Annotated in this window: 14 protein-coding genes and 3 pseudogenes; 5 read left to right on the top strand and 12 right to left on the bottom strand. The window is 72.9% G+C overall.

From position 1 onward, the window contains the following. Positions 1–609, bottom strand: a 609-nt coding sequence (locus tag JM949_RS22450; protein ID WP_203150330.1) for an NADH-quinone oxidoreductase subunit C, incomplete at its 3' end; no start/stop codon positions are given. A gap of 105 nt (positions 610–714) precedes the next feature. On the opposite strand from JM949_RS22450, the gene JM949_RS22445 reads away from it, so the two are divergent. Continuing rightward, positions 715–1,761, top strand: coding sequence for a glucose 1-dehydrogenase (locus JM949_RS22445; RefSeq protein ID WP_203150329.1), 1,047 nt, complete (start codon positions 715–717; stop codon positions 1,759–1,761). A 16-nt stretch (positions 1,762–1,777) separates the two neighbouring features. Here JM949_RS22445 and JM949_RS22440 read toward each other — a convergent pair whose 3' ends face one another. Beyond that, positions 1,778–3,088, bottom strand: coding sequence for a DUF2252 domain-containing protein (locus JM949_RS22440; protein WP_203150328.1), 1,311 nt, complete (start codon positions 3,086–3,088; stop codon positions 1,778–1,780). A gap of 161 nt (positions 3,089–3,249) precedes the next feature. On the opposite strand from JM949_RS22440, the gene JM949_RS22435 reads away from it, so the two are divergent. After that, complete coding sequence (locus JM949_RS22435) at positions 3,250–4,191, top strand: hypothetical protein (RefSeq protein WP_203150327.1); 942 nt, start codon at positions 3,250–3,252, stop codon at positions 4,189–4,191. A gap of 60 nt (positions 4,192–4,251) precedes the next feature. Here JM949_RS22435 and JM949_RS22430 read toward each other — a convergent pair. After that, a pseudogene (locus tag JM949_RS22430) lies at positions 4,252–4,832 on the bottom strand (NADH-quinone oxidoreductase subunit B). Positions 4,833–4,986: 154 nt separating this feature from the next. Here JM949_RS22430 and JM949_RS22425 point away from each other — a divergent pair. Next, entirely contained in the window at positions 4,987–5,547 is a 561-nt protein-coding gene (locus JM949_RS22425) for a SigE family RNA polymerase sigma factor (RefSeq protein WP_309232274.1), read from the top strand. 1,195 nt (positions 5,548–6,742) lie between these two features. Here JM949_RS22425 and JM949_RS22420 read toward each other — a convergent pair. From JM949_RS22420 to JM949_RS22410, 3 genes are read right to left on the bottom strand one after another with little or no spacing between them, the layout of a single operon-like run. Then, the gene (locus JM949_RS22420; RefSeq protein ID WP_203150325.1) at positions 6,743–8,230 is read right to left on the bottom strand and encodes a pyridoxal phosphate-dependent decarboxylase family protein; all 1,488 of its coding nucleotides are present in this window, start codon (positions 8,228–8,230) and stop codon (positions 6,743–6,745) included. Beyond that, positions 8,227–9,642, bottom strand: coding sequence for an MFS transporter (locus JM949_RS22415; RefSeq protein WP_203150324.1), 1,416 nt, complete (start codon positions 9,640–9,642; stop codon positions 8,227–8,229). Before JM949_RS22415 ends, JM949_RS22420 begins: the two co-directional genes overlap by 4 nt. A gap of 32 nt (positions 9,643–9,674) precedes the next feature. Further along, the gene (locus JM949_RS22410) at positions 9,675–9,989 is read right to left on the bottom strand and encodes an MGMT family protein (protein ID WP_203150323.1); all 315 of its coding nucleotides are present in this window, start codon (positions 9,987–9,989) and stop codon (positions 9,675–9,677) included. Positions 9,990–10,002: 13 nt separating this feature from the next. Here JM949_RS22410 and proB point away from each other — a divergent pair, with 13 nt between their 5' ends. Both proB and JM949_RS22400 read left to right on the top strand, forming a co-directional pair. Beyond that, a complete protein-coding gene (gene proB, locus JM949_RS22405; protein ID WP_203150322.1) occupies positions 10,003–11,160 on the top strand; it encodes a glutamate 5-kinase in 1,158 nt (385 codons plus the stop codon). Positions 11,161–11,192: 32 nt separating this feature from the next. Next, a complete protein-coding gene (locus JM949_RS22400; protein WP_203150321.1) occupies positions 11,193–12,434 on the top strand; it encodes a glutamate-5-semialdehyde dehydrogenase in 1,242 nt (413 codons plus the stop codon). 9 nt (positions 12,435–12,443) lie between these two features. Here the strand turns inward: JM949_RS22400 and JM949_RS22395 are convergent. The 6 genes and pseudogenes from JM949_RS22395 to JM949_RS22370 form a co-directional block, all read right to left on the bottom strand. Then, a pseudogene (locus JM949_RS22395) lies at positions 12,444–13,279 on the bottom strand (prenyltransferase/squalene oxidase repeat-containing protein). A 146-nt stretch (positions 13,280–13,425) separates the two neighbouring features. After that, a complete protein-coding gene (moeZ, locus tag JM949_RS22390; protein WP_203150320.1) occupies positions 13,426–14,607 on the bottom strand; it encodes an adenylyltransferase/sulfurtransferase MoeZ in 1,182 nt (393 codons plus the stop codon). Between the two features lie 124 nt (positions 14,608–14,731). After that, positions 14,732–15,559: a DUF3152 domain-containing protein gene (locus JM949_RS22385; protein WP_203150319.1), complete on the bottom strand. Its 828-nt coding sequence runs from the start codon at positions 15,557–15,559 to the stop codon at positions 14,732–14,734. A 102-nt stretch (positions 15,560–15,661) separates the two neighbouring features. After that, positions 15,662–16,507 (bottom strand): DUF3152 domain-containing protein, encoded by an 846-nt coding sequence (locus JM949_RS22380; protein ID WP_203150318.1) that lies wholly within the window; start codon positions 16,505–16,507, stop codon positions 15,662–15,664. 5 nt (positions 16,508–16,512) lie between these two features. Further along, positions 16,513–17,487 carry an alpha/beta fold hydrolase gene (locus JM949_RS22375; protein ID WP_203150317.1) on the bottom strand — a complete coding sequence of 325 codons (975 nt, stop codon included), beginning with the start codon at positions 17,485–17,487 and terminating at the stop codon, positions 16,513–16,515. A 23-nt stretch (positions 17,488–17,510) separates the two neighbouring features. Beyond that, positions 17,511–18,282, bottom strand: a pseudogene (locus JM949_RS22370) (hypothetical protein); the annotation flags it as partial.

Genomic DNA, 18,282 nt, shown 5'->3' with positions numbered 1-18,282 from the left:
CCTCCCCCCAGGCCACCCCGCGCCGGCCGGGGTGGGCGTGGTTCCCCACTCGCCCGGTGCGGGGACGCCCGGCGGGCGGATCGGTCGGCGACCGCCGCCGGCCTCGGACTCGCCCGGCTCCTTCGCGCCCGGCCACGGCTTGGCCACCCGGGAGGCGAGCACGAACTCCTTACGCAGCGGGTGCCCCTCGAACTCCGGCGGCAACAACAGCGGCCGCAGCTCCCCGTGACCGGCGAAGTCGATGCCGAACATCTCGTGCGTCTCCCGCTCGTGCCAGCCGGCACCCGGGTAGACGTCGATCACCGAGGCGATCGTGGGCGCGCCGCGCGGCAACCGGCTACGCAGCAGCACGCCGTGGCGCAACCGCGTCGACCAGAGGTGCGCCACCACGTCGAAGCCCTCGGCCAACTCGTCGACCGCGGAGAGCCAGTCGAAGAAGTCGCAGGCCAACTCCGCGTCGTCGCGGGCGGCGCGGACAGCGGTCAGCCAACTCTCCGGCGGCACGTCGACGGTGGCACGGGCGAACCGTTGCCCGCCGGAGACCGACGGGGTCGCCGCAACCGGCGCGAGCAGCGCCACCAGCCGAGCGCCGACCTCTTCGGGAGTCATGCCGCTGATCCTAGTGCAGGCCGAAGCTCCGCCCGGCCGGCGCCGATGCCCGGCGATCTGCCGGCTTTGGACACCACACCCCCCTCGGCGGGGAAAGATAAGGGGGTGCGCGCTGTGACTGTGCAACCCGGGGTCGCCGACTCGCTGGGCCTCGTCGAGGATCAACCGGAGCCGCCCGCCGAGGAGGGCCCGATCCTGGTCGAGGCGCTCGCCGTCGGCATCTGCGGCACCGACCACGAAATCATCGCGGGGGAATACGGCGAGGCGCCGCCGGGTGCCGATCGCCTGATCATCGGGCACGAGTCGCTGGGCCGGGTGATCGAGGACGCCAGCGGCACCCTGCAACCCGGCGACCTGGTGGCCGGGATCGTCCGGCATCCCGACCCGGTCCCCTGCCTGAACTGCGCGGTCGGCGAGTGGGACATGTGCCGCAACGGTCAGTACACCGAGCACGGCATCAAGGCGCTGCCCGGGTTCGCCCGCGACCGCTGGCGGATCGAGCCCTCCTTCGCGGTTCGACTCGACCCGGCGTTGGCCCAGCTGGGCGTCCTGCTGGAACCGACAAGCGTGGTGGCGAAGGCCTGGGACCACATCGAGCGGATCGGGCACCGGGCCGAATGGCAGCCGCAGACCGTCCTGGTGACCGGGGCCGGCCCGATCGGGCTGCTGGCCGCGTTGCTCGGCACCCAGCGCGGGCTCTCCGTGCACGTGTTGGACCGGGCCACCGATGGTCCGAAGCCGGAGCTGGTCGCCGGGCTCGGTGCCACCTACCACGCGGTGCCGGTCAACGACCTGCCCTTCGAGCCGGACGTGGTGGTGGAGTGCACCGGCGCGCCGACTGTCGTCCTCGACGTGATGTGCAAGGCGGCACCGAACGGGATCGTCTGCCTGGCCGGGGTGTCCAGCGGTGGCCGGACCATCGACTTCGACGCCGGTGCGCTCAACCGGGAGCTGGTGCTGGAGAACAACGTGGTGTTCGGCTCGGTGAACGCCAACCGGCGGCACTGGACCATGGCCGCGCAGGCGCTCGCCCGCGCCGACCAGATCTGGCTCGAGTCGCTGATCACCCGTCGGGTGCCGGTGAACCGGTACGCCGACGCGTACACCCCCGGGCCGGACGACATCAAGGTGGTGTTGGAGTTCGCCTCCTGAGCGGACGTTCCGGACCCTAGATGCCGGGTAGCCGACCGTTGCGGAACAGGTCGACGAAGAGCTGGTGGTCCTGCCGGGCGCGCACCCCGTACGCGTGCGCGAAGTCCACCAGGTGGGTGACGAAACCCGGCTCGTCGTTGTCCACCGCCGCGACGATCGCCTCCTCGGTGGAGTAGTCCACCAGGTCGTGGCTGGACTCGTCGTCGGCGACCGAGTGCATCCGGGCCACCGCCCGGCCCAGGTCGACGAGCACGCCGGTCAGCTCCTCCGGCTCGTTCACGTCCGACCAGTCCAGGTCGGCGGCGTACGGGGAGACCTCGGCGACGAGCTGCCCGGCGCCGTTCAGCTCGGTGAAGCCCAGCCACGGGTCGGCGTGCGCCTGCAACGCCCGCTGCGACTCGGCGGTCCGGTGCCCCTGGTGCTGGAAGTAGCCGCGGACCGACTCGTCGGTGACGTACCGCGCGACGGCCGGCACCTGGGCCTGCTTCATGTAGATCACGACGTCGTTCTCCAGTGCCTGGGTGTGCCCCTCCAGCAGCAGGTTGTACGACGGCAGCCCGGCCGAGCCGATGCCCACCCCCTTGCGCAGCACCACGTCCTTGATCCGCGCCGCCACCGGGCGGAGCCTCGTCGTGGGCAGGGTGCCCAGGTAGTCCTGGAAGGCGGCGCTGACCAGGTCGCGGGTGGGTGCGTCGATCTCGAACACCCCGTCGCCGAGGGAGAACCGTCGCTCGTAGTTGTCGATGGTGGTCTGCGCGGCGAGCAGGTCGACGCGGGTGTTGAGCCGGGCCTGCTGGAGCACCCGACGCAGCACCCCGTCGGCGTTGTCCAGGGTGATCGAGCCGATCGCGTCGTCGCCGCCGGCGGCGATGGCCCGCAGCTCGGTCAGGTACGACCGGGCGAAGCCGGCCACCAGCTCCCCGATCGCCGTGTCGGAGAGCGCCTTGCCGTAGCCGAGCAGCGCCACGCTGGCCGCCAGCCGCCGCAGGTCCCAGGTGAACGGCCCGACGTACGCCTCGTCGAAGTCGTTGACGTTGAACACCAGCTGCCCGGAGGCGTTCATGTAGGTGCCGAAGTTCTCCGCGTGCAGGTCACCGTGGATCCACACCCGGCTGGTCCGCTCATCCAGGAAACGGTCGTCGGCGAAGTCACCGAGCTGGTCGGCGTAGAAGAGCGCGGCGCTGCCCCGGTAGAAGGCGAACGGGGAGGCCGCCATCTTGCGGAACTTGCGCCGGAAGGCGGCGGGGTCGATCGCCATCGACGCCCCGAACTCCGCGCTGAGCACGTCGACGATATGGGCGGAGCGCTGGTCCACTGAGCTGCTCATAGTGCGCAGGCTAGTGCCGCGGGTCCAGAACGGGGTGGCGAACCAGACAGTCATCGACCATGCTGTCTGCGTCACGGCACGGGGGCCGGACACCACGGTCACACCTTGACCGATCGCGCTGCTGCCATGGTCGGCGGCAGGTCCCTGGCCGGGCATCGACCATGGAGGACCAGACACACATGTTCCGCAAAACGGGGAGCCTGCTCACCGCCGCACTGCTCGGCCTGACCGCGACCGTCGGCTGGGCCGGCCCGGCCGCCGCCGCACCGGCGGACTCGGCCGACGCTGCCACCTTCTCCCTGAGCCGCCTGGTGCTTGAGCCGACCGAACGCGGCTACCAGGGCAAACTTCGGGTGACCATCACCAACACCGGTGACAGCACCGACGTCTTCTACTTCCAGATCCGCGAGCCGGTGGCGGCCTCCTTCGCCGGCGGGCCCGAGTCGCACTGCGACCCTGACGGCGTGTCGGAGGGCCGGTTGGTCCGCACCTGCGGCCTGCCCGGCGGCAGTGAACTGGCTCCGGGTGAGAGTCGCACCGCCCCCGTCGAGTTCCAGGTGCTGACCACCCCCCGCAGCTACCCGATGATCGCGGATGGCGGGTTCGTCACCGTCAACTCGGCGAGCGCCGGAGCGCTGGGCACCGTTCCGTTCAGCGCGAGGTTCCGCTCGCTCAGCGGTTCGCTGAGCAACCCGCAGACGTACGTGCAGGACACTCAGCCGGACGCGTCCATCGAGCTGGCCGGGCCGGTGACCGACGGCCCGGAGAACACCCGGCGGGTGCCGGTGCGGGTCCGCTACGCCGGCGACGCGCCGAACCTTCGTCTCGAGCTCAACGCGGCGCCGCTGCCTGCCGGCTCGGCGATCCTCTACACCGAGCCCACTAACGGGCCGACCTACGGTGGTGAGGCCAGCGTGCCGGGCGGGCAGATGATGGCCGGTGAGGAGCGCGACCTCGCGCTGTTCTTCACCCGCCCGACCGACCCGGCGGACGAGTCGACCCCGATCAGCCTCGAGGTGTCGACCAGTTGGATCGCGACGACCACCGACGTCGACCCGAGCGACAACACCGTCACGTTCAACCTGGCCCTGTCGGCCAGCTGACCTGACGGGTGTGGAAGTGGGCCGCCGCCCGGATCAGCTCCGGGTGGCGGCCCACCGCTCTCAGCTCGCGGCGGGTGGGCGGACCGGTGGGGCGGTGAGCGAGTCGACCGAGCGGGGGGCAGCGGCCTCCCGGGGCGGGGCGTCCAACGGCGCGGCCAGCGCGTCCCGCTGCGGCACCCCGCCGATGCCGGACTGCTCGGCGGCGATCTTTTCCTGCAGCCGCAGGATGCCGTGCAGCAGCGCCTCCGGCCGGGGCGGCAGCCGGGCACGTACACGTCGACCGGGATGAGCTGGTCGACGCCCTTGGTCACCGAGTACGAGTCCCAGTAGGGGCCGCCGCAGTTCGAGCAGGCGCCGAACGAGATGACGTACTTCGGCTCGGGCATCTGGTCGTAGAGCCGCTTGATCGCCGGGGCCATCTTGTCGGTCACCGTGCCGGAGACCACCATCAGGTCGGCCTGGCGAGGACCGTGGGCGAACGGGATCACGCCCAGTCGGATGAAGTCGTGCCGACCCATGCTGGTCGCGATGAACTCGATCGCGCAGCAGGCCAGACCGAAGTTGAACACCCAGAGCGAGTAGCGACGCCCCCAGTTCAGCACGAACCGGATCGGCTCACCGAGCACCGCCGGTAGCTGCACTGACGCCCCCTCTCCTCCACCGACAGTGAATCACAGTCGGATGTCACGGACCGGACAGGCAACCTTCATGGTTTCCCCTGCAACCGTGCGGCCCGTCCACCGGTGTGATCGATGCTGGCGAACATGGCCGTCAGCGGCCACGCGGGGAGGACGAGTGCTGGTGACGAGAGACGTGCAGGTGGGCGATCGGCCACCCGACCCGCTGGGCGGTTCGGCCCCGAGGGCGACCGAACTGGTCTTCGACGACTTCTACCACGCCCACTTCCGCGGACTGGTGGTGCAGCTCACCGCGTACACCGGGGACCGGGGGCAGGCGCAGGACCTGGTCCAGGAGGCGTTCTGCCGGGCGTACGCCCGCTGGGACCGGCTGGCCCGCTACGACGACCCGCTGTCCTGGGTACGCCGGGTGGCCTGGAACCTCGGTCACAACCGGTGGCGGCGGCTACGGACCGCGCAGGCGTGGCTGCTGCGGCAGCGGGAGACCCACGTCGCCGGGCCGAGCCCCGATCGGGTCGCCCTCGACGCCGCGTTGGCGAAGTTGCCGCCGAAGCAGCGGCGCGCTGTCGTCCTGCACTACCTCGCCGACCTGTCGGTCGCCGAGATCGCCGCCCAGGAGCGGGTCGCCGAGGGCACCGTCAAGTCCTGGCTGCACCGTGGTCGCACGGCCCTCGCGACGCACCTGCGCGACACCAACGAGGAGGTGCGGGATGTCTGAGCAGGAGACCCTCGGCCTCGCCGAAGAGTTTGCCCACTACCGCCGTACCGTGCTGGCCGAGGTCGAGGTGCCCGGGCCCGCCGCCGTTCGACGGGCGGCCCGCGGACGCGGCCGGCGTCGGCTGGCGGCCAACACCGCGGCGGCGCTCGCCCTGTTCGGCGGGTCCGCCGTCGGGTACGCGGCGATGAACGGCCCTGATCGCGGCCCGGACCGGGTCGACCCGACGCCGACCATCTCGGTGTCGCCGACTCCGAACGGCTCGCCGACCCCGACGCCCAGCCCGTCCGTGACCAGTGGCAGCCCGACCTCCGCCGCACCGGACGGCCGGTTCAGCCGGTCCCAACTGCTCGGCACGCCGGTGACCCTGCCCGCCTGGCGGGCCGGGCGGGGCTGCCCGACGTCGAACGTACGGATCAGCGGCGACGACCGCGAGGGGGTCAACTGGCTCCTGGCGCTCGACCACGGCGACGTCGACGGCGACGGTGCGGTGGAGACCGTGGCGCTCGTGCAGTGCGTGCTCGGCACCGGCGGCCCGATGCAGGTGGTCGCCTTCGACCGGGACGGGCAGGGGAAGGTCGTCACGCTGGGCCGGGTGGTCGCGACCACCATCGACAAGCCGCAGTGGCTGTTCGCCCTCGACGTGGTCGACGACGGCACGGTGCGGGTGCAGGTCGGCGACATCGCCCCCGGCGGTGGCTGGCCCGGCGAGTGGTCGCAGCGACAGTGGCGGGGCTACCGCTGGAAGGGCGAGGCGTTCGCCCAGGTCTCCGGGCCGACGAGCTTCGGTCCGAACCCGCACTCGGCGGATCTCGCGGTCACCGCCACCGAGCTGGTGCTGACCACGGCGGATGACGGCTCACGAACGGGCACGACCACGGTACGGATCCGGAACAAGGGCACCGGGGCGGTCCCGTACGTGACGCTGCGGCTGAACGTGCCGGCGGCCGTGCGCCCGGACGTCGACGGGTGGGCACCGTGCCGCAACGAGCCGCAGGACACCAGTCAGCCGGTGACCTGCGAGCTGGGTCGGCTCGCGGGCGGCGCGGAGGTGACGTTGGAGCTGAGCTTCCGGGCAGCCAACGGGGCCACCGTGGGCATGGGGACCGCCGACGTGGACGCCCGGGCGATGGACGGCGACTTCAACTTCCTGCTGGACTCCCGGGACGCCGACAACGTGGCGCGGCCGGCGGTCAGGTCACCAGGAGGGGCATTGCAGCAGGCTGACGAACTCGACCAGAAGTCGCTCACGGAGCGCTGGCGGGGCGGCGTCGAGCAGTGTGTTCACCACCGCCATCCGGTCCGGCGTCGGCCCGTCGCCGGCACCGAGGCCGAGGCCGCCGGCGAGCCCGGCGACCAGGTCCGGCGTGAGGGCGTCCGGGGTCAGTGACGTCGCCAGCGCCAGCAGCTCGGGCGCGAGGGCGACCGGACCGGTGGACCGGGCGGCGGCCACCGCCTCGGCCAGGTCCGGCCCGAACTCGGCGACCCGGGGCGCGACCGCGGCGGTCACCGTGAGGTGCACGCTGGCCGGCAGGCCGGCGTACGACAGCTGGGGTTGGGTGTGCCAGCCGCGCGCGGTCAGCTCGTCGACCAGGACGAACAGGTCGGGGCCGTGGTCGGTGGCGGTGAAGCAGACCACTGTGGACTCCGGTTCGGCCATCAGCCGCAGCCCGTCGACGTTGCGGACCGCGTCGGCCAGGCCGGCGACGGCCTCCCGGGTGGCGGCGGCCAGCCGCAGGTAGCCGTCGTCGCCGAGGTGTCGCACTGTCGCGTAGGCGGCGGCGATCGGCCCGCCCGAGCGGGTGGAGGCGAGCCCCGGATTGATCATCGTGTAGCCGGGCCAGTCGGCGTACGCGAAGTACTGCGGGGCGCGCAGCGTGGCGTCGCGGTGCAGGAGCACCGACACCCCCTTCGGGGCGTACGCGTACTTGTGCAGGTCCACCGAGATGGACGTGACCCCGGGCACCGCGAAGTCGAACGGCGGCACCGGCTGGCCCAGTCGGCGCAGGTACGGCAGGGTCCAGCCGCCGAAGCAGGCGTCCACGTGGCAGCGCACCCCGGCGGCTGCCGCCGCGGCCGCGATCTCGGTGACCGGGTCCACCACCCCGTGTGCGTACGAGGGCGCGGAGCAGGCGACCAGAACCGTCTCGGGGCGGATCGCGGCGGCCATCGCGGCCGGGTCGGGGCGCAGCGTGTCCGGGGAGACCGGCACGACGTCCAACGTCACCCGCAGGTAGTGCGCCGCCTTGGCGAACGCGGCGTGCCCGGTCGACGGCACCACGATCCGGGGTGCGGCGATCTCCGGGCGGGCGTCCCGGGCGGTCTTGACCGCGAGGATCAGCGACTCGGTGCCGCCGCTGGTGACGCTGCCGACGACGTCCGGGGCGGTGCTGCCGGGGCCCGCGCCGAGCACCCGGGCGGCGGCGCCGACCAGCGCGTTCTCCATCGCCAGCAGCGAGGGGAACGCGGTCGGGTCCAACCCGTTGACGTGGGCGCTCTCGGCGTGGGCGGCGGCGGTGAGGTCGTCCAGCCCGGCCACCGCCGGGTCGTAGACGTACGCGAACAGCCGACCGCCGTGGGTGGGGCGGTCCGCGCCGCGCAGCTGACGAACCTCGGCCAGCACCTGCTCGGCGGGTATCCCGGTGGCGGCGAGCGCCCCCGCCGCAACGCTGCTCTCGTCGATCATGAAGTGATGGCGCCCTTCTCGTGACGGTTGTGGCCTTCGTTCCCCCGGGCAACGTGATCGTCGACCCGACCGGTGGGCGGGCTGAGGGTGTATTGGCGGAGGAGGAGGATCGGCGGCGCGATCAGCAGGGCCGGGATCAGCGTGAAGCCCAGCAGCACGCCCAGGCGTGCCGGGTCGGACTGGGCGGCTGCCGACCCGGTCTCCGAGGACACGTAGCCGGAGAGCTGGAGTACCAGCCCGTAGATGCCCGGGCCGAGCGCCAGTCCGAGGGTCTCCCCGGCGGTCCACAGCCCGGTGAAGACGCCGGCCTGGCGTCGACCGGTACGTGCCGTCTCGTCCGCGATGCAGTCCGGCAGCATCGCCAGCGCGAAGACCTGCTGCCCGGCGTAGCCCACGCCGATCAGCGCGACCAGGAGGTAGACCACGACCGGCGGCAGCACCGACGCGGCGACCAGGGCGAGCGCCCCGACGGCGAGGATCAGCGAGGCCACGACCAGCGCTTTCCGCTTGCCCACCCGGGCGCCGACCCGGGTCCAGATCGGCATCACCAGCAGCGCCGGCCCGACGAAGCAGACGAAGAGCACTGTCGGCCCGCTCTGTTCGTCGCGCAGGATCTGCCCGGCGAAGTAGTTGACCCCGGCCAGGATCGTGGCCACCCCGGCGGACTGCACCACGAAGCAGATCAGCAGCGCCCGGAACGGGCGGTTGGCGCCGGCCACCGCGAGTTGGGCGCGCAGGGTCGGCTCGCTCTCGCCCACCGTGCCGGTCGGCGCGGACCGGGTGCCGAGGAACGCGCCGAGGGCGCCGAGGGCGATCAGCGCCGCCACGAACAGCCCCATCCACCGGTGTCCGGCCAGCCCGTCCCCACCGGCGCTCACCACCAGCGGCGCGACCGCGCCGGAGACCAGGATGGCCAGCGCCAGCACCGCGATCCGCCAGGTCATCAACCGGGTGCGCTCGGCGTGGTCCGCGGTCAGCTCCGCCGGCATCGCCACGTACGGCACCTGGAAGAAGGCGAACGCGGTGGCGGTGGCGAGGAAGGCGATCGCCACGTACACCGCGGCGGCCGAACCGTTGCCGAACGGCGCGGCGAAGATCGACGCGAACAGCACCGCGAGCGCGAGGCCGGCGGCGAGCAGGTACGGCCGGCGGGCGCCCCAGCGCGACCGGGTGCGGTCGGAGATCCGCCCGGCGACCGGGTTGACCAGCACGTCCCAGGCCTTGGGTAGCAGCACCAGCAGCGCGGCCAGGCCGGCGGTCACCCCGAGCGTGTCGGTCAGGTAGGGCAGCAACAGCAGACCGGGGACGGTGCCGAACGCGCCGGTCGCCAGTGAGCCGAGCGCGTAGCCGGCGTGCACCGATCGGGGCAGCGAGCCGTCGGCTGACCTGCCGGTGCCCGGCGGCGTCGTCATGGGCCCGAATGTTACTCACGTTATGCCGGAGGTCACATCCCCTCATCCGGTGACCAGCCGGCCGCCGCGATGTCGACGCCCTCGCCGCGCAACGGCACCCCCTCCGAGCGCAGCCGGGCCCGCGCCTCCCGCTCGTGCCCCGGCGGCAGCCGGCCACCCGCCGTCACCACCCGGTGCCAGGGCACCGAACCGCCGTGCCGGGCCATGATGTTGCCCACCAGTCGGGCCGAGGTGCGACCCGAGCGCTCGGCCAGCGCGTCGGCCACCCCGCCGTACGACATCACCCGGCCCTCCGGGATCCGCTCGACCAGGTCGAGCACCGCCTCGACGTACTCGTCAGGTGTCACAATCCGCCACCATATGGGAACGCCGCCGGGAGGTCCCGCCGTGACCACGCAGAATGGTCGGGTGCGCGACGCAGTCACGTCGGCCCGCCGGGTCGTCGTCAAGATCGGATCCTCCTCGTTGACCACCGCCACCGGCGGGCTGGCCGACGAGCGCGTCGACACGCTTGTCGACACCCTCGGCCGACTCACCGCCGAAGGGCGCGAGGTGGTGCTGGTCTCCTCGGGCGCGATCGCCGCCGGTCTCGCCCCGCTCGGGCTGGCCCGACGCCCGCGCGACCTGGCCACCCAGCAGGCCGCCGCCAGCGTCGGGCAGGGCCTGCTGATCGGCCGGTACGCGGCCAGCTTCGCCCGACACGGCCGCACCGTCGGGCAGGTGCTGCTCACCGTCGACGACGTGACCCGGCGGGCGCACTACCGCAACGCGTACCGCACGCTGCGCAAGCTGCTCGACCTGCGGGCGGTGCCGATCGTCAACGAGAACGACACGGTGGCCACCCAGGAGATCCGGTTCGGTGACAACGATCGGCTGGCCGCCCTGGTGGCCGCGCTGGTGCACGCCGACCTGCTGGTGCTCCTCTCCGACGTGGACGCGCTCTGGACCGGCGACCCCACCAACCCGCGCTCCAGCCGGATCGCCGAGGTGCGCGACGACGCGGACCTCGCCGGTATCACCATCGGCGGGGCCGGCCGGTCCGGCGTCGGCACCGGCGGCATGGTGACCAAGGTCGAGGCCGCCCGGATCGCCACCGGCTTCGGCATTCCGGTGGTGCTCACCGCCGCCGACCTGGCCACCCCGGCGCTGGCCGGCGAACCGGTCGGCACGTTCTTCCATCCTCAGCGGCAACGCCCGACGGCCCGGCTGTTCTGGCTGGCCCACGCCACCTCGCCCCGGGGGCGGCTGCACCTCGACCCGGGCGCGGTCGCGGCCGTCGTCGGGCGGCGCAAGTCGCTGCTGCCGGCCGGCATCACCGCCGTCGACGGCACCTTCACCGCCGGCGACCCGGTGGACCTGGTGGACACCGCCGGGGCGTCGGTCGCCCGAGGGCTGGTCAACTACGACGCGGTGGAGCTACCCGGGCTGCTCGGCCGCTCCACGTCCGAACTCGCCGCGGCGCTCGGCCCGGCGTACGAACGGGAGGTCGTCCACCGCGACGACCTCGTACTGCTGTGAGCAGGGGCCCTTTCCCAACCGAGGAGTGATCGATGAGCGTCGTCGAGCAGGCACGGCGGGCGCGGGACGCCGCCGCCGAGTTGGCAGTGGCCACGCGTACCGCCAAGGACGCCGCGCTGCTGGCGATGGCCGACGCGCTGCTGGCGCGTACCCCGGAGATCCTGGCCGCGAACGAGACCGACCTGGCGGCCGGCCGCGAAGCCGGACTGACCGCGGCCGTGCTGGACCGGCTCGCGCTCGACGCGTGCCGGGTGGCCGGCATCGCCGAGGCGCTGCGCGAGATGGCCGCGCTGCCCGACCCGGTCGGTGAGGTGGTCCGCGGCTCCACCCTGCCCAACGGGCTGGAGCTGCGCCAGATCCGGGTGCCGTTCGGGGTGGTCGGCATCATCTACGAGGCGCGACCCAACGTGACGGTGGACGCCGCCGGGATCTGCCTCAAGTCCGGCAACGCGGCGCTGCTGCGCGGGTCGTCGTCGGCCGCGCACTCCAACGCCGCGCTGGTCGCGGTGCTGCGCGACGCCGTGGCCGAGACCGGGCTGCCGGCCGACACTGTGCAACTGCTCGACGCCAGCTCCCGCGACTCGGTCAAGGAGCTGATGCGCGCGCGGGGGCTGGTCGACGTGCTCATCCCGCGCGGTGGCGCGTCGCTGATCCGCACCGTGGTCGAGGAGTCGACAGTGCCGGTGATCGAGACCGGGGTGGGCAACTGCCACGTCTACGTCGACGCCGCCGCCGACCTGGCCAAGGCCGTCGCGGTGACGCTGAACGCCAAGACCCAACGCCTCTCCACCTGCAACACCGCCGAGTCGCTGCTGGTGCACGCGGGCATCGCCGACGCGTTCCTGCCGCCGGTGCTGGCCGCGTTCGCCGAGGCCGGGGTGACAGTGCACGGCTCCCCCGAGGTGGCCGCCCACTCCGCCGCCGTGGTCCCGGCCACCGAGGAGGACTACGCCACCGAATACCTCTCCGCCGACATCTCGGTGGCGGTGGTCGACTCGCTGGACGCGGCGGTCGCGCACATCCGCCGCTTCGGCACCGGGCACACCGAGGCGATCATCACCGACTCGACGAGCGCCGCGCGCGAGTTCGTCGCCCGGGTGGACGCGGCGGCGGTGATGGTGAACGCGTCGACCCGGTTCACCGACGGAGGCGAGTTCGGCTTCGGCGCGGAGATCGGCATCTCCACCCAGAAACTGCACGCCCGGGGGCCGATGGGCCTGCCCGAGCTGACCAGCACCAAGTACGTCGTCACCGGGGACGGGCACCTGCGCTAGGGGCGTCGCTCAGCCGGGCGGCGCGGGCCGGGCCGCCCGGATCGCCGCCAGCGTGGTGTGCACGTCGAACTGGTGACCGTCGTCGCTCTCCCAACCGCCGTCGCTGCGTTGGGTCTCGGTCAGCCGGCGGAGCGCCCGCACCATGATCCAGTCCTGCGGGTCGACGCGGCCCGGCGCAGCGTGGCCGCCAACCACGCCACGTTGCCGGGGGACATCTTCGGCATCCGGTCGGCGAGCACCACCTGGATCCGCGCCGACTCCTGGAACATCTCCTGCCGGTGCAGCACGGCCGCGCTCAGCCAGCCGGTCGCGAGGAACGACGGCCAACTGCCGTCCGGGTTCAGCCGCGCGGCGAGCGAGTGGGCCGCCGCCTGCACCACCCCCGCGTACGCCCCGCCGACCCGGTGGTCGAGCGGACCCGAGGCCCGGGCGTCCAGGCCGGCGACGGTGAGCCAGAAGCCGGCGTTGGCCGAGGCGAGGAACCCGGCCTCGGGGTCGCCGGGTCGGGCCCACTCCGGCGCCGAGTCGGCCAACGACGCGTCCTCTTCCCAGCCGCCGTCGGCCTGCTGCCGGGACGCCAGCCAGTCCAGGGCGCGGCGGGCGGCGGGGCGACCGAGCGCGCCCAGGTCGTCCAGCTCGGCGAGGCGGAAGCAGGTGGCGTCGATCGAGGCGACCTCGCCGCCCCAGGTGGCCGGCCAGCCGCCGTCGGAGGACTGACCGACCTCTGCCGTCTCCAGCAACTCGGCGGGCACGACGGTGCCGTTGCGGAGCCAGGAGAGGCGGGCACGTTCCACCGCGTCGCCATGCGCCACCACGAACCCGATCGCGGCTTCCAAATCGACCACGGCGGAGACGCTACCTGCGCAGACGCGATGCCGCCTCGGAGAATCGGCCAGCCCGACCTGGCTGCGTCGCTCCGGCCGCCAGCCTGCTCGGCGTTATCTGCGTCGATTCGCCGGGGCGGCGGTGTGGGCCGCCCCGGCACGGCCGGTCAGTACGCGGGCAGCGACGGGTCGACCTGCTTGATCCAGGAGAGCACGCCGCCCTGCACGTGCACGGCGTCCTTGAACCCGGCCGCCTTCAACGCGGCGAGCGCCTCCGCGGAGCGGACGCCGGACTTGCAGTGCAGCACGACCTGCCGGTCCTGCGGCAGCGTCGCGAGGGCCTCGCCGGAGATGATGTCGCCCTTGGGGATCAGGGTGGCGCCCGGGATCCGGACGATCTCGTACTCGGCTGGCTCCCGCACGTCGACCAGGAAGATGTCCTTCCCGGCGTCCTGCCACTCCTTGAGCTCCAGCGCGGTGATGGTCGAGTTGAGGGTCGCCTCCTGCGCCTCCTCGGAGACCGCGCCGCAGAAGTCCTCGTAGTCTTCCAGCAGGTCGGTGACGGTCGGATTCTCGCCGCAGAGCGCGCAGTTCGGGTCCTTGCGGACCTTGATCTTGCGGTATTCCATCTCCAGGGCGTCGTAGACCATCAGGCGGCCGACCAGCGGCTCACCGATGCCGGTGAGCAGCTTGATCGCCTCGTTCACCTGGATCGAGCCGATCGACGCGCAGAGCACGCCGAGCACGCCGCCCTCGGCGCAGGAGGGGACCATGCCGGGCGGCGGCGGCTCCGGGTAGAGGCAGCGGTAGCAGGGGCCGTGCTCGGCCCAGAAGACCGACGCCTGGCCGTCGAAGCGGTAGATCGAGCCCCAGACGTACGGCTTGCCGAGCAGCACGGCCGCGTCGTTGACCATGTAGCGGGTGGCGAAGTTGTCGGTGCCGTCGACGATCAGGTCGTACTGGGCGAAGATCTCGCGGACGTTCTCCCGGTCCAGCGCGGTGTTGTGGATCTCCACGTCGACCAGCGGGTTGATCTCGCGGATCGACGCGGCGGCGGATTCGGCCTTGGACCGGCCGACGTCGGACACCCCGTGGATGACCTGGCGCTGGAGGTTGGACTCGTCGACGGTGTCGAAGTCGATGATGCCGAGCGTGCCGACTCCGGCCGCGGCGAGGTACAGCAGGGCGGGCGACCCGAGGCCACCGGCGCCGACACAGAGCACCCGGGCGTTCTTCAACCGCTTCTGCCCGGTCACCCCGACGTCCGGAATGATCAGGTGACGTGAGTAGCGGCGGATCTCGTCAACGGTCAGCTCGGCGGCGGGCTCGACGAGCGGGGGCAACGACACGGTGGACTCCCCGGGATCGGCGGTGTGAACCGCGCCATTGTCGCTCGGGGAAGACCCGCTCGGCCATGAGGGACGACACGTGGTCCGCTATGCGGGAGCGGGAATAACCGCCGACCCGCTCTGATCAGGGGACGATGTCCCCCGCGTAGCGACGGCCGTCGAGGTAGGGCCAGGCGTTGGCCACACAACCGCGCAGGCCGTACGTCTGCTGCTGCATCACCGGGGCGGGCTCTCCCGGGCCGGGGCAGGCCTCGTGCTCCTCGCCGAACTCGTGGCCCACCTCGTGGTTGATGACGTACGTCCGGTAGGTGTCCAGCGAGGCGCCGTAGTCCGGAACCGCCTCCATCCAGCGGGCCAGGTTGATGATGACCTGACCGGGAAGCCGGCAGGAGGTGTAGCGCTCGGTGGTCAACCCGCCCTCGGCGCACATCCGCTCGGAGGTGACCGGGGTGGCCAGGTAGATGGTGAAGTCGGCGGCCTCGGCGTCGGCCACCCGCTGCACCCGCAGCTCGTCGGAGGCGATCCAACTGCGCGGGTCGGTCAGCACCTCATCCACCCTGGCGGCGAAGGCGGCGGCGTCCTGACCGGTGCCGCGTTCGACGACGACCCGGTAGCGGCGCACCGGCCCGCCCGTACCGTGCACAGCTGTTTCACCGTGGGCAGCGGTGAAGCGCCCCGCGCCCACCGACGGGTAGCTGGTGGGCGCGAGGTGCTCCACCCCACCGCCGCGCCCCATCCCGCCCTCGGTGGTGACGACAGGTGTCTCAACCGGTGGCTCGCCGCCCCGACTCAGCGGCACGGCGATCCCGACGGCGAGCACGAGCAGGCCGAGCAGCAGGCTGCGGCGACGTCGCCGGTACATCCGGGCCACAAGCGGACGCGCGCCGCCGTACGCCGACCGACCTGATGGGTCGGTCGGCTGGTCCGGGCCGTAAGGGGACGACGGCGTCATGACGTCGAGCCTGCCAGATTATTCGGGCATTTCTCCGTTTTTTACTGCTATTGCCGCAAGACGCCTGATGGCGGGGGACGCTCGGCGTGTCGGCCGACCGGCTCAGCGGGCCGGGCCGGTGTAACGCCGCCCGGCCAGGTACGGCCACGGGTTGGCCCGACACCCGTTGAGGAAGAGCGTCTGCTGCATCATCACCGGCGCCGGTCGACCCGCGCCCGGGCAGCGCTCGTGCCGGTGCCCGAGCTGGTGCCCGACCTCGTGGTTGACCACGTACGTCCGGTAGACATCCAGCGGCACGCCGGCCGACACGAAGTGCGGCACGGACAGCCGCCACCGGTCCAAGTTGATGATCACCTGACCGGGCGCCCGACACGACGTGTACGGGCGACCGCCGACCCGGATGTCCACTCCACCGGCGGCGCACATCCGACCCGCCGTGCTGGCGGTGGCCAGATAGACGGTGAAGTCGCGCGGCGCGTCCCCCGGCACCTGCTGTAGCCGTAACCGACCGCTGTCGATCCAGCTGCCCGGCCCGGCCAGCGCCGCCTGGACCACCTGCGCGAAACCGGCGGCCCCCTCGCTGCTGCCGGTCTCCACCGCGACCCGGTACCGCCGCAGCGCACCGGCGCGGCCCAGCACCGGACCGGACCGGGCGTCATGACCGAACCGTCCGGTGCCGACGGTCGGGACCGCGCCCGGCATCCGCAGCACCGGAGGCGGGCTGGACGGGACCGGGTCGGAGGGCGTGGGGGCGGCCGACGGCGGCAGCGGCGCGGCCAGCAGCGGGGGAATCTCCCCTGCGGCCAACCGGTCGGCACCGGGACGCCCACCCGGCCCCTCGGCGATCACGGTCACCGCCGCGACGACGGCCAGCACCACCGCCACCAGTTGGGCGAGCAGTGCGAAACGTCGCCGACGGCGACCGGGGCGCCGGGCTGAGCTGGGCATCCAGGTCAGCCTGCCAGATCGGACCGCCCGACGGTCTCCCCCGTTTCGGCGAGCAGACCGACCACCGCCCGGGCAACCAGGCGGGGAACCTCCAACTGCGCGACATGACCGACGCCGTCGAGCATCATCAATCGGCTGTCCGGGATGGCCCGGGCGGTCTGCGGCGCTACCCGGACGTCGACCAGACGGTCCTGCCGGCCAGCCACCACCAGCGTCGGCGCGCGGACCGCCGCGGCGAGACGCCACAGCGAACCCGACCCCGGCAGGTACGACCGCAGGAAGCTGGAGACCAGCCCACGGAACGTCCGGACGTACGCGGCCGCGTAGTGCTCGGCCTCGTACCGCACCCGGATCTCCTCCAGCGCCTCGGCCCGGCGCTGGGCACAGATCCGGCTGAGGTCGGCGACACAGGCCGCCAACACCTGCTCGGCCATCACCTCGGGAGCCAGCTGGGTGAGCCGCCGGGCGACCAGCCGCTCCCCCATCGGGATGGCGAGCACCGGCAGCATCCGCCCCTGCAACGAGCGCCGGAAGTCGAGGAACGGCAACGCCGGGGAGATCAGGGTGAGGGTCCGGACCAGGTCCGGCCGGAGCCCCGCGACCTGGACCGCGACCGCCCCGCCCAGCGAGTTGCCGAACAGGTGCACCGGCCCCCGACCGGAGTGCTCGATCCAACGGACGACAAGATCCGCGAAGGCCGTGATCGTGTAACGGCGACCCGGTTCACTGCGACCGAAGCCGGGCAGGTCGATGGCCTGACCGTCCAGCCGGTCGGCGAGCAGCCCGGCCAGGTCGGTCCAGTTCTGCGACGACCCGCCCAGCCCGTGCACGTACAGCGCCGGCTCCGCGCCGGCGGCGGTGGCCGGAGTGTCCCGCACGTACGTGACCAGACCGTCGAGGCGAACCTCCCGGCCCGGCCACGGCGGCGGGACACGGTCGTCGGGGAGGAGGTGGTCCGGCCAGAGCGTGGCACGTCTCATCGTCCCAGTCTGCCTCGGACCACTTAGGACAGCAGCGCCTCCAGCCGACGGTTCACCGCCGCCAGCGTCGCCCGGACCACCGCCTGACGCGGATCACCGGCGACCAGCGCCGACCCGGCCAGTTGCTCGACCCAGCCCTCGCAGACGAGCAGCGCCACCACGGTGGCCACCTCACAGTTGCCGAACGGCACCACCGCCGCGTGTTCGACGAAGCACCGCCCGCGTTCGCCCTTGTCGGAGCCGCGCAGCAACTCGTCCACCGCGGCGGCCGCCGCCACCGCGCAGAGCCGCAGCACGTAACCGTCCACCGCCGGCCCGGTGGCGTACCCGGCGGCGCTCTCCCCGCCGGCCAGCAGCCGAACCTCCACATGCGCGTCCAGGCCGAAGGTGCTGACCTGCACGTGGTCGATCACCACCCGGGGCCCCGGCGCGCCACCGGTGTCCAGCGGCCGGGACGGCGCCGACTCCGTTGTGGTCACCTGACCACCGGAGTACGAGGTGCCGAGCGTCGCCGGGCTGCCGGTCGCGGCGCCGGCCGGCACCGCCGAGACCGAGCCGGGCTCCTCGACCGTCGCGCGACCCCGGTGCGGGGCGTTCGACCGGCGACGACGCGTGATGTCAGTGCCGGTCCGCTGCTCGGGCGCTGCCGGTGTGGCCTCGGCCCGATTAGCGGGCGGACGGACGACCGCCGACGGTTCGGCCGCCCGGACCTCGCCGGTGTCCCGCCCAGCCGGGGTCGCCGCCTCCGGGGTACGCCGCTCGGCGGGCCGGCTCGGCGGCCCGCAGCTCCGCCGC

The sequence above is a fragment of the Micromonospora tarensis genome (genome assembly GCF_016803395.1).
In the GTDB taxonomy this organism is placed as follows: Bacteria; Actinomycetota; Actinomycetes; order Mycobacteriales; family Micromonosporaceae; genus Micromonospora; species Micromonospora tarensis.
Note: the sequence above shows the minus strand (reverse complement) of the source record. Positions and strands in the feature narration are given on the sequence as shown.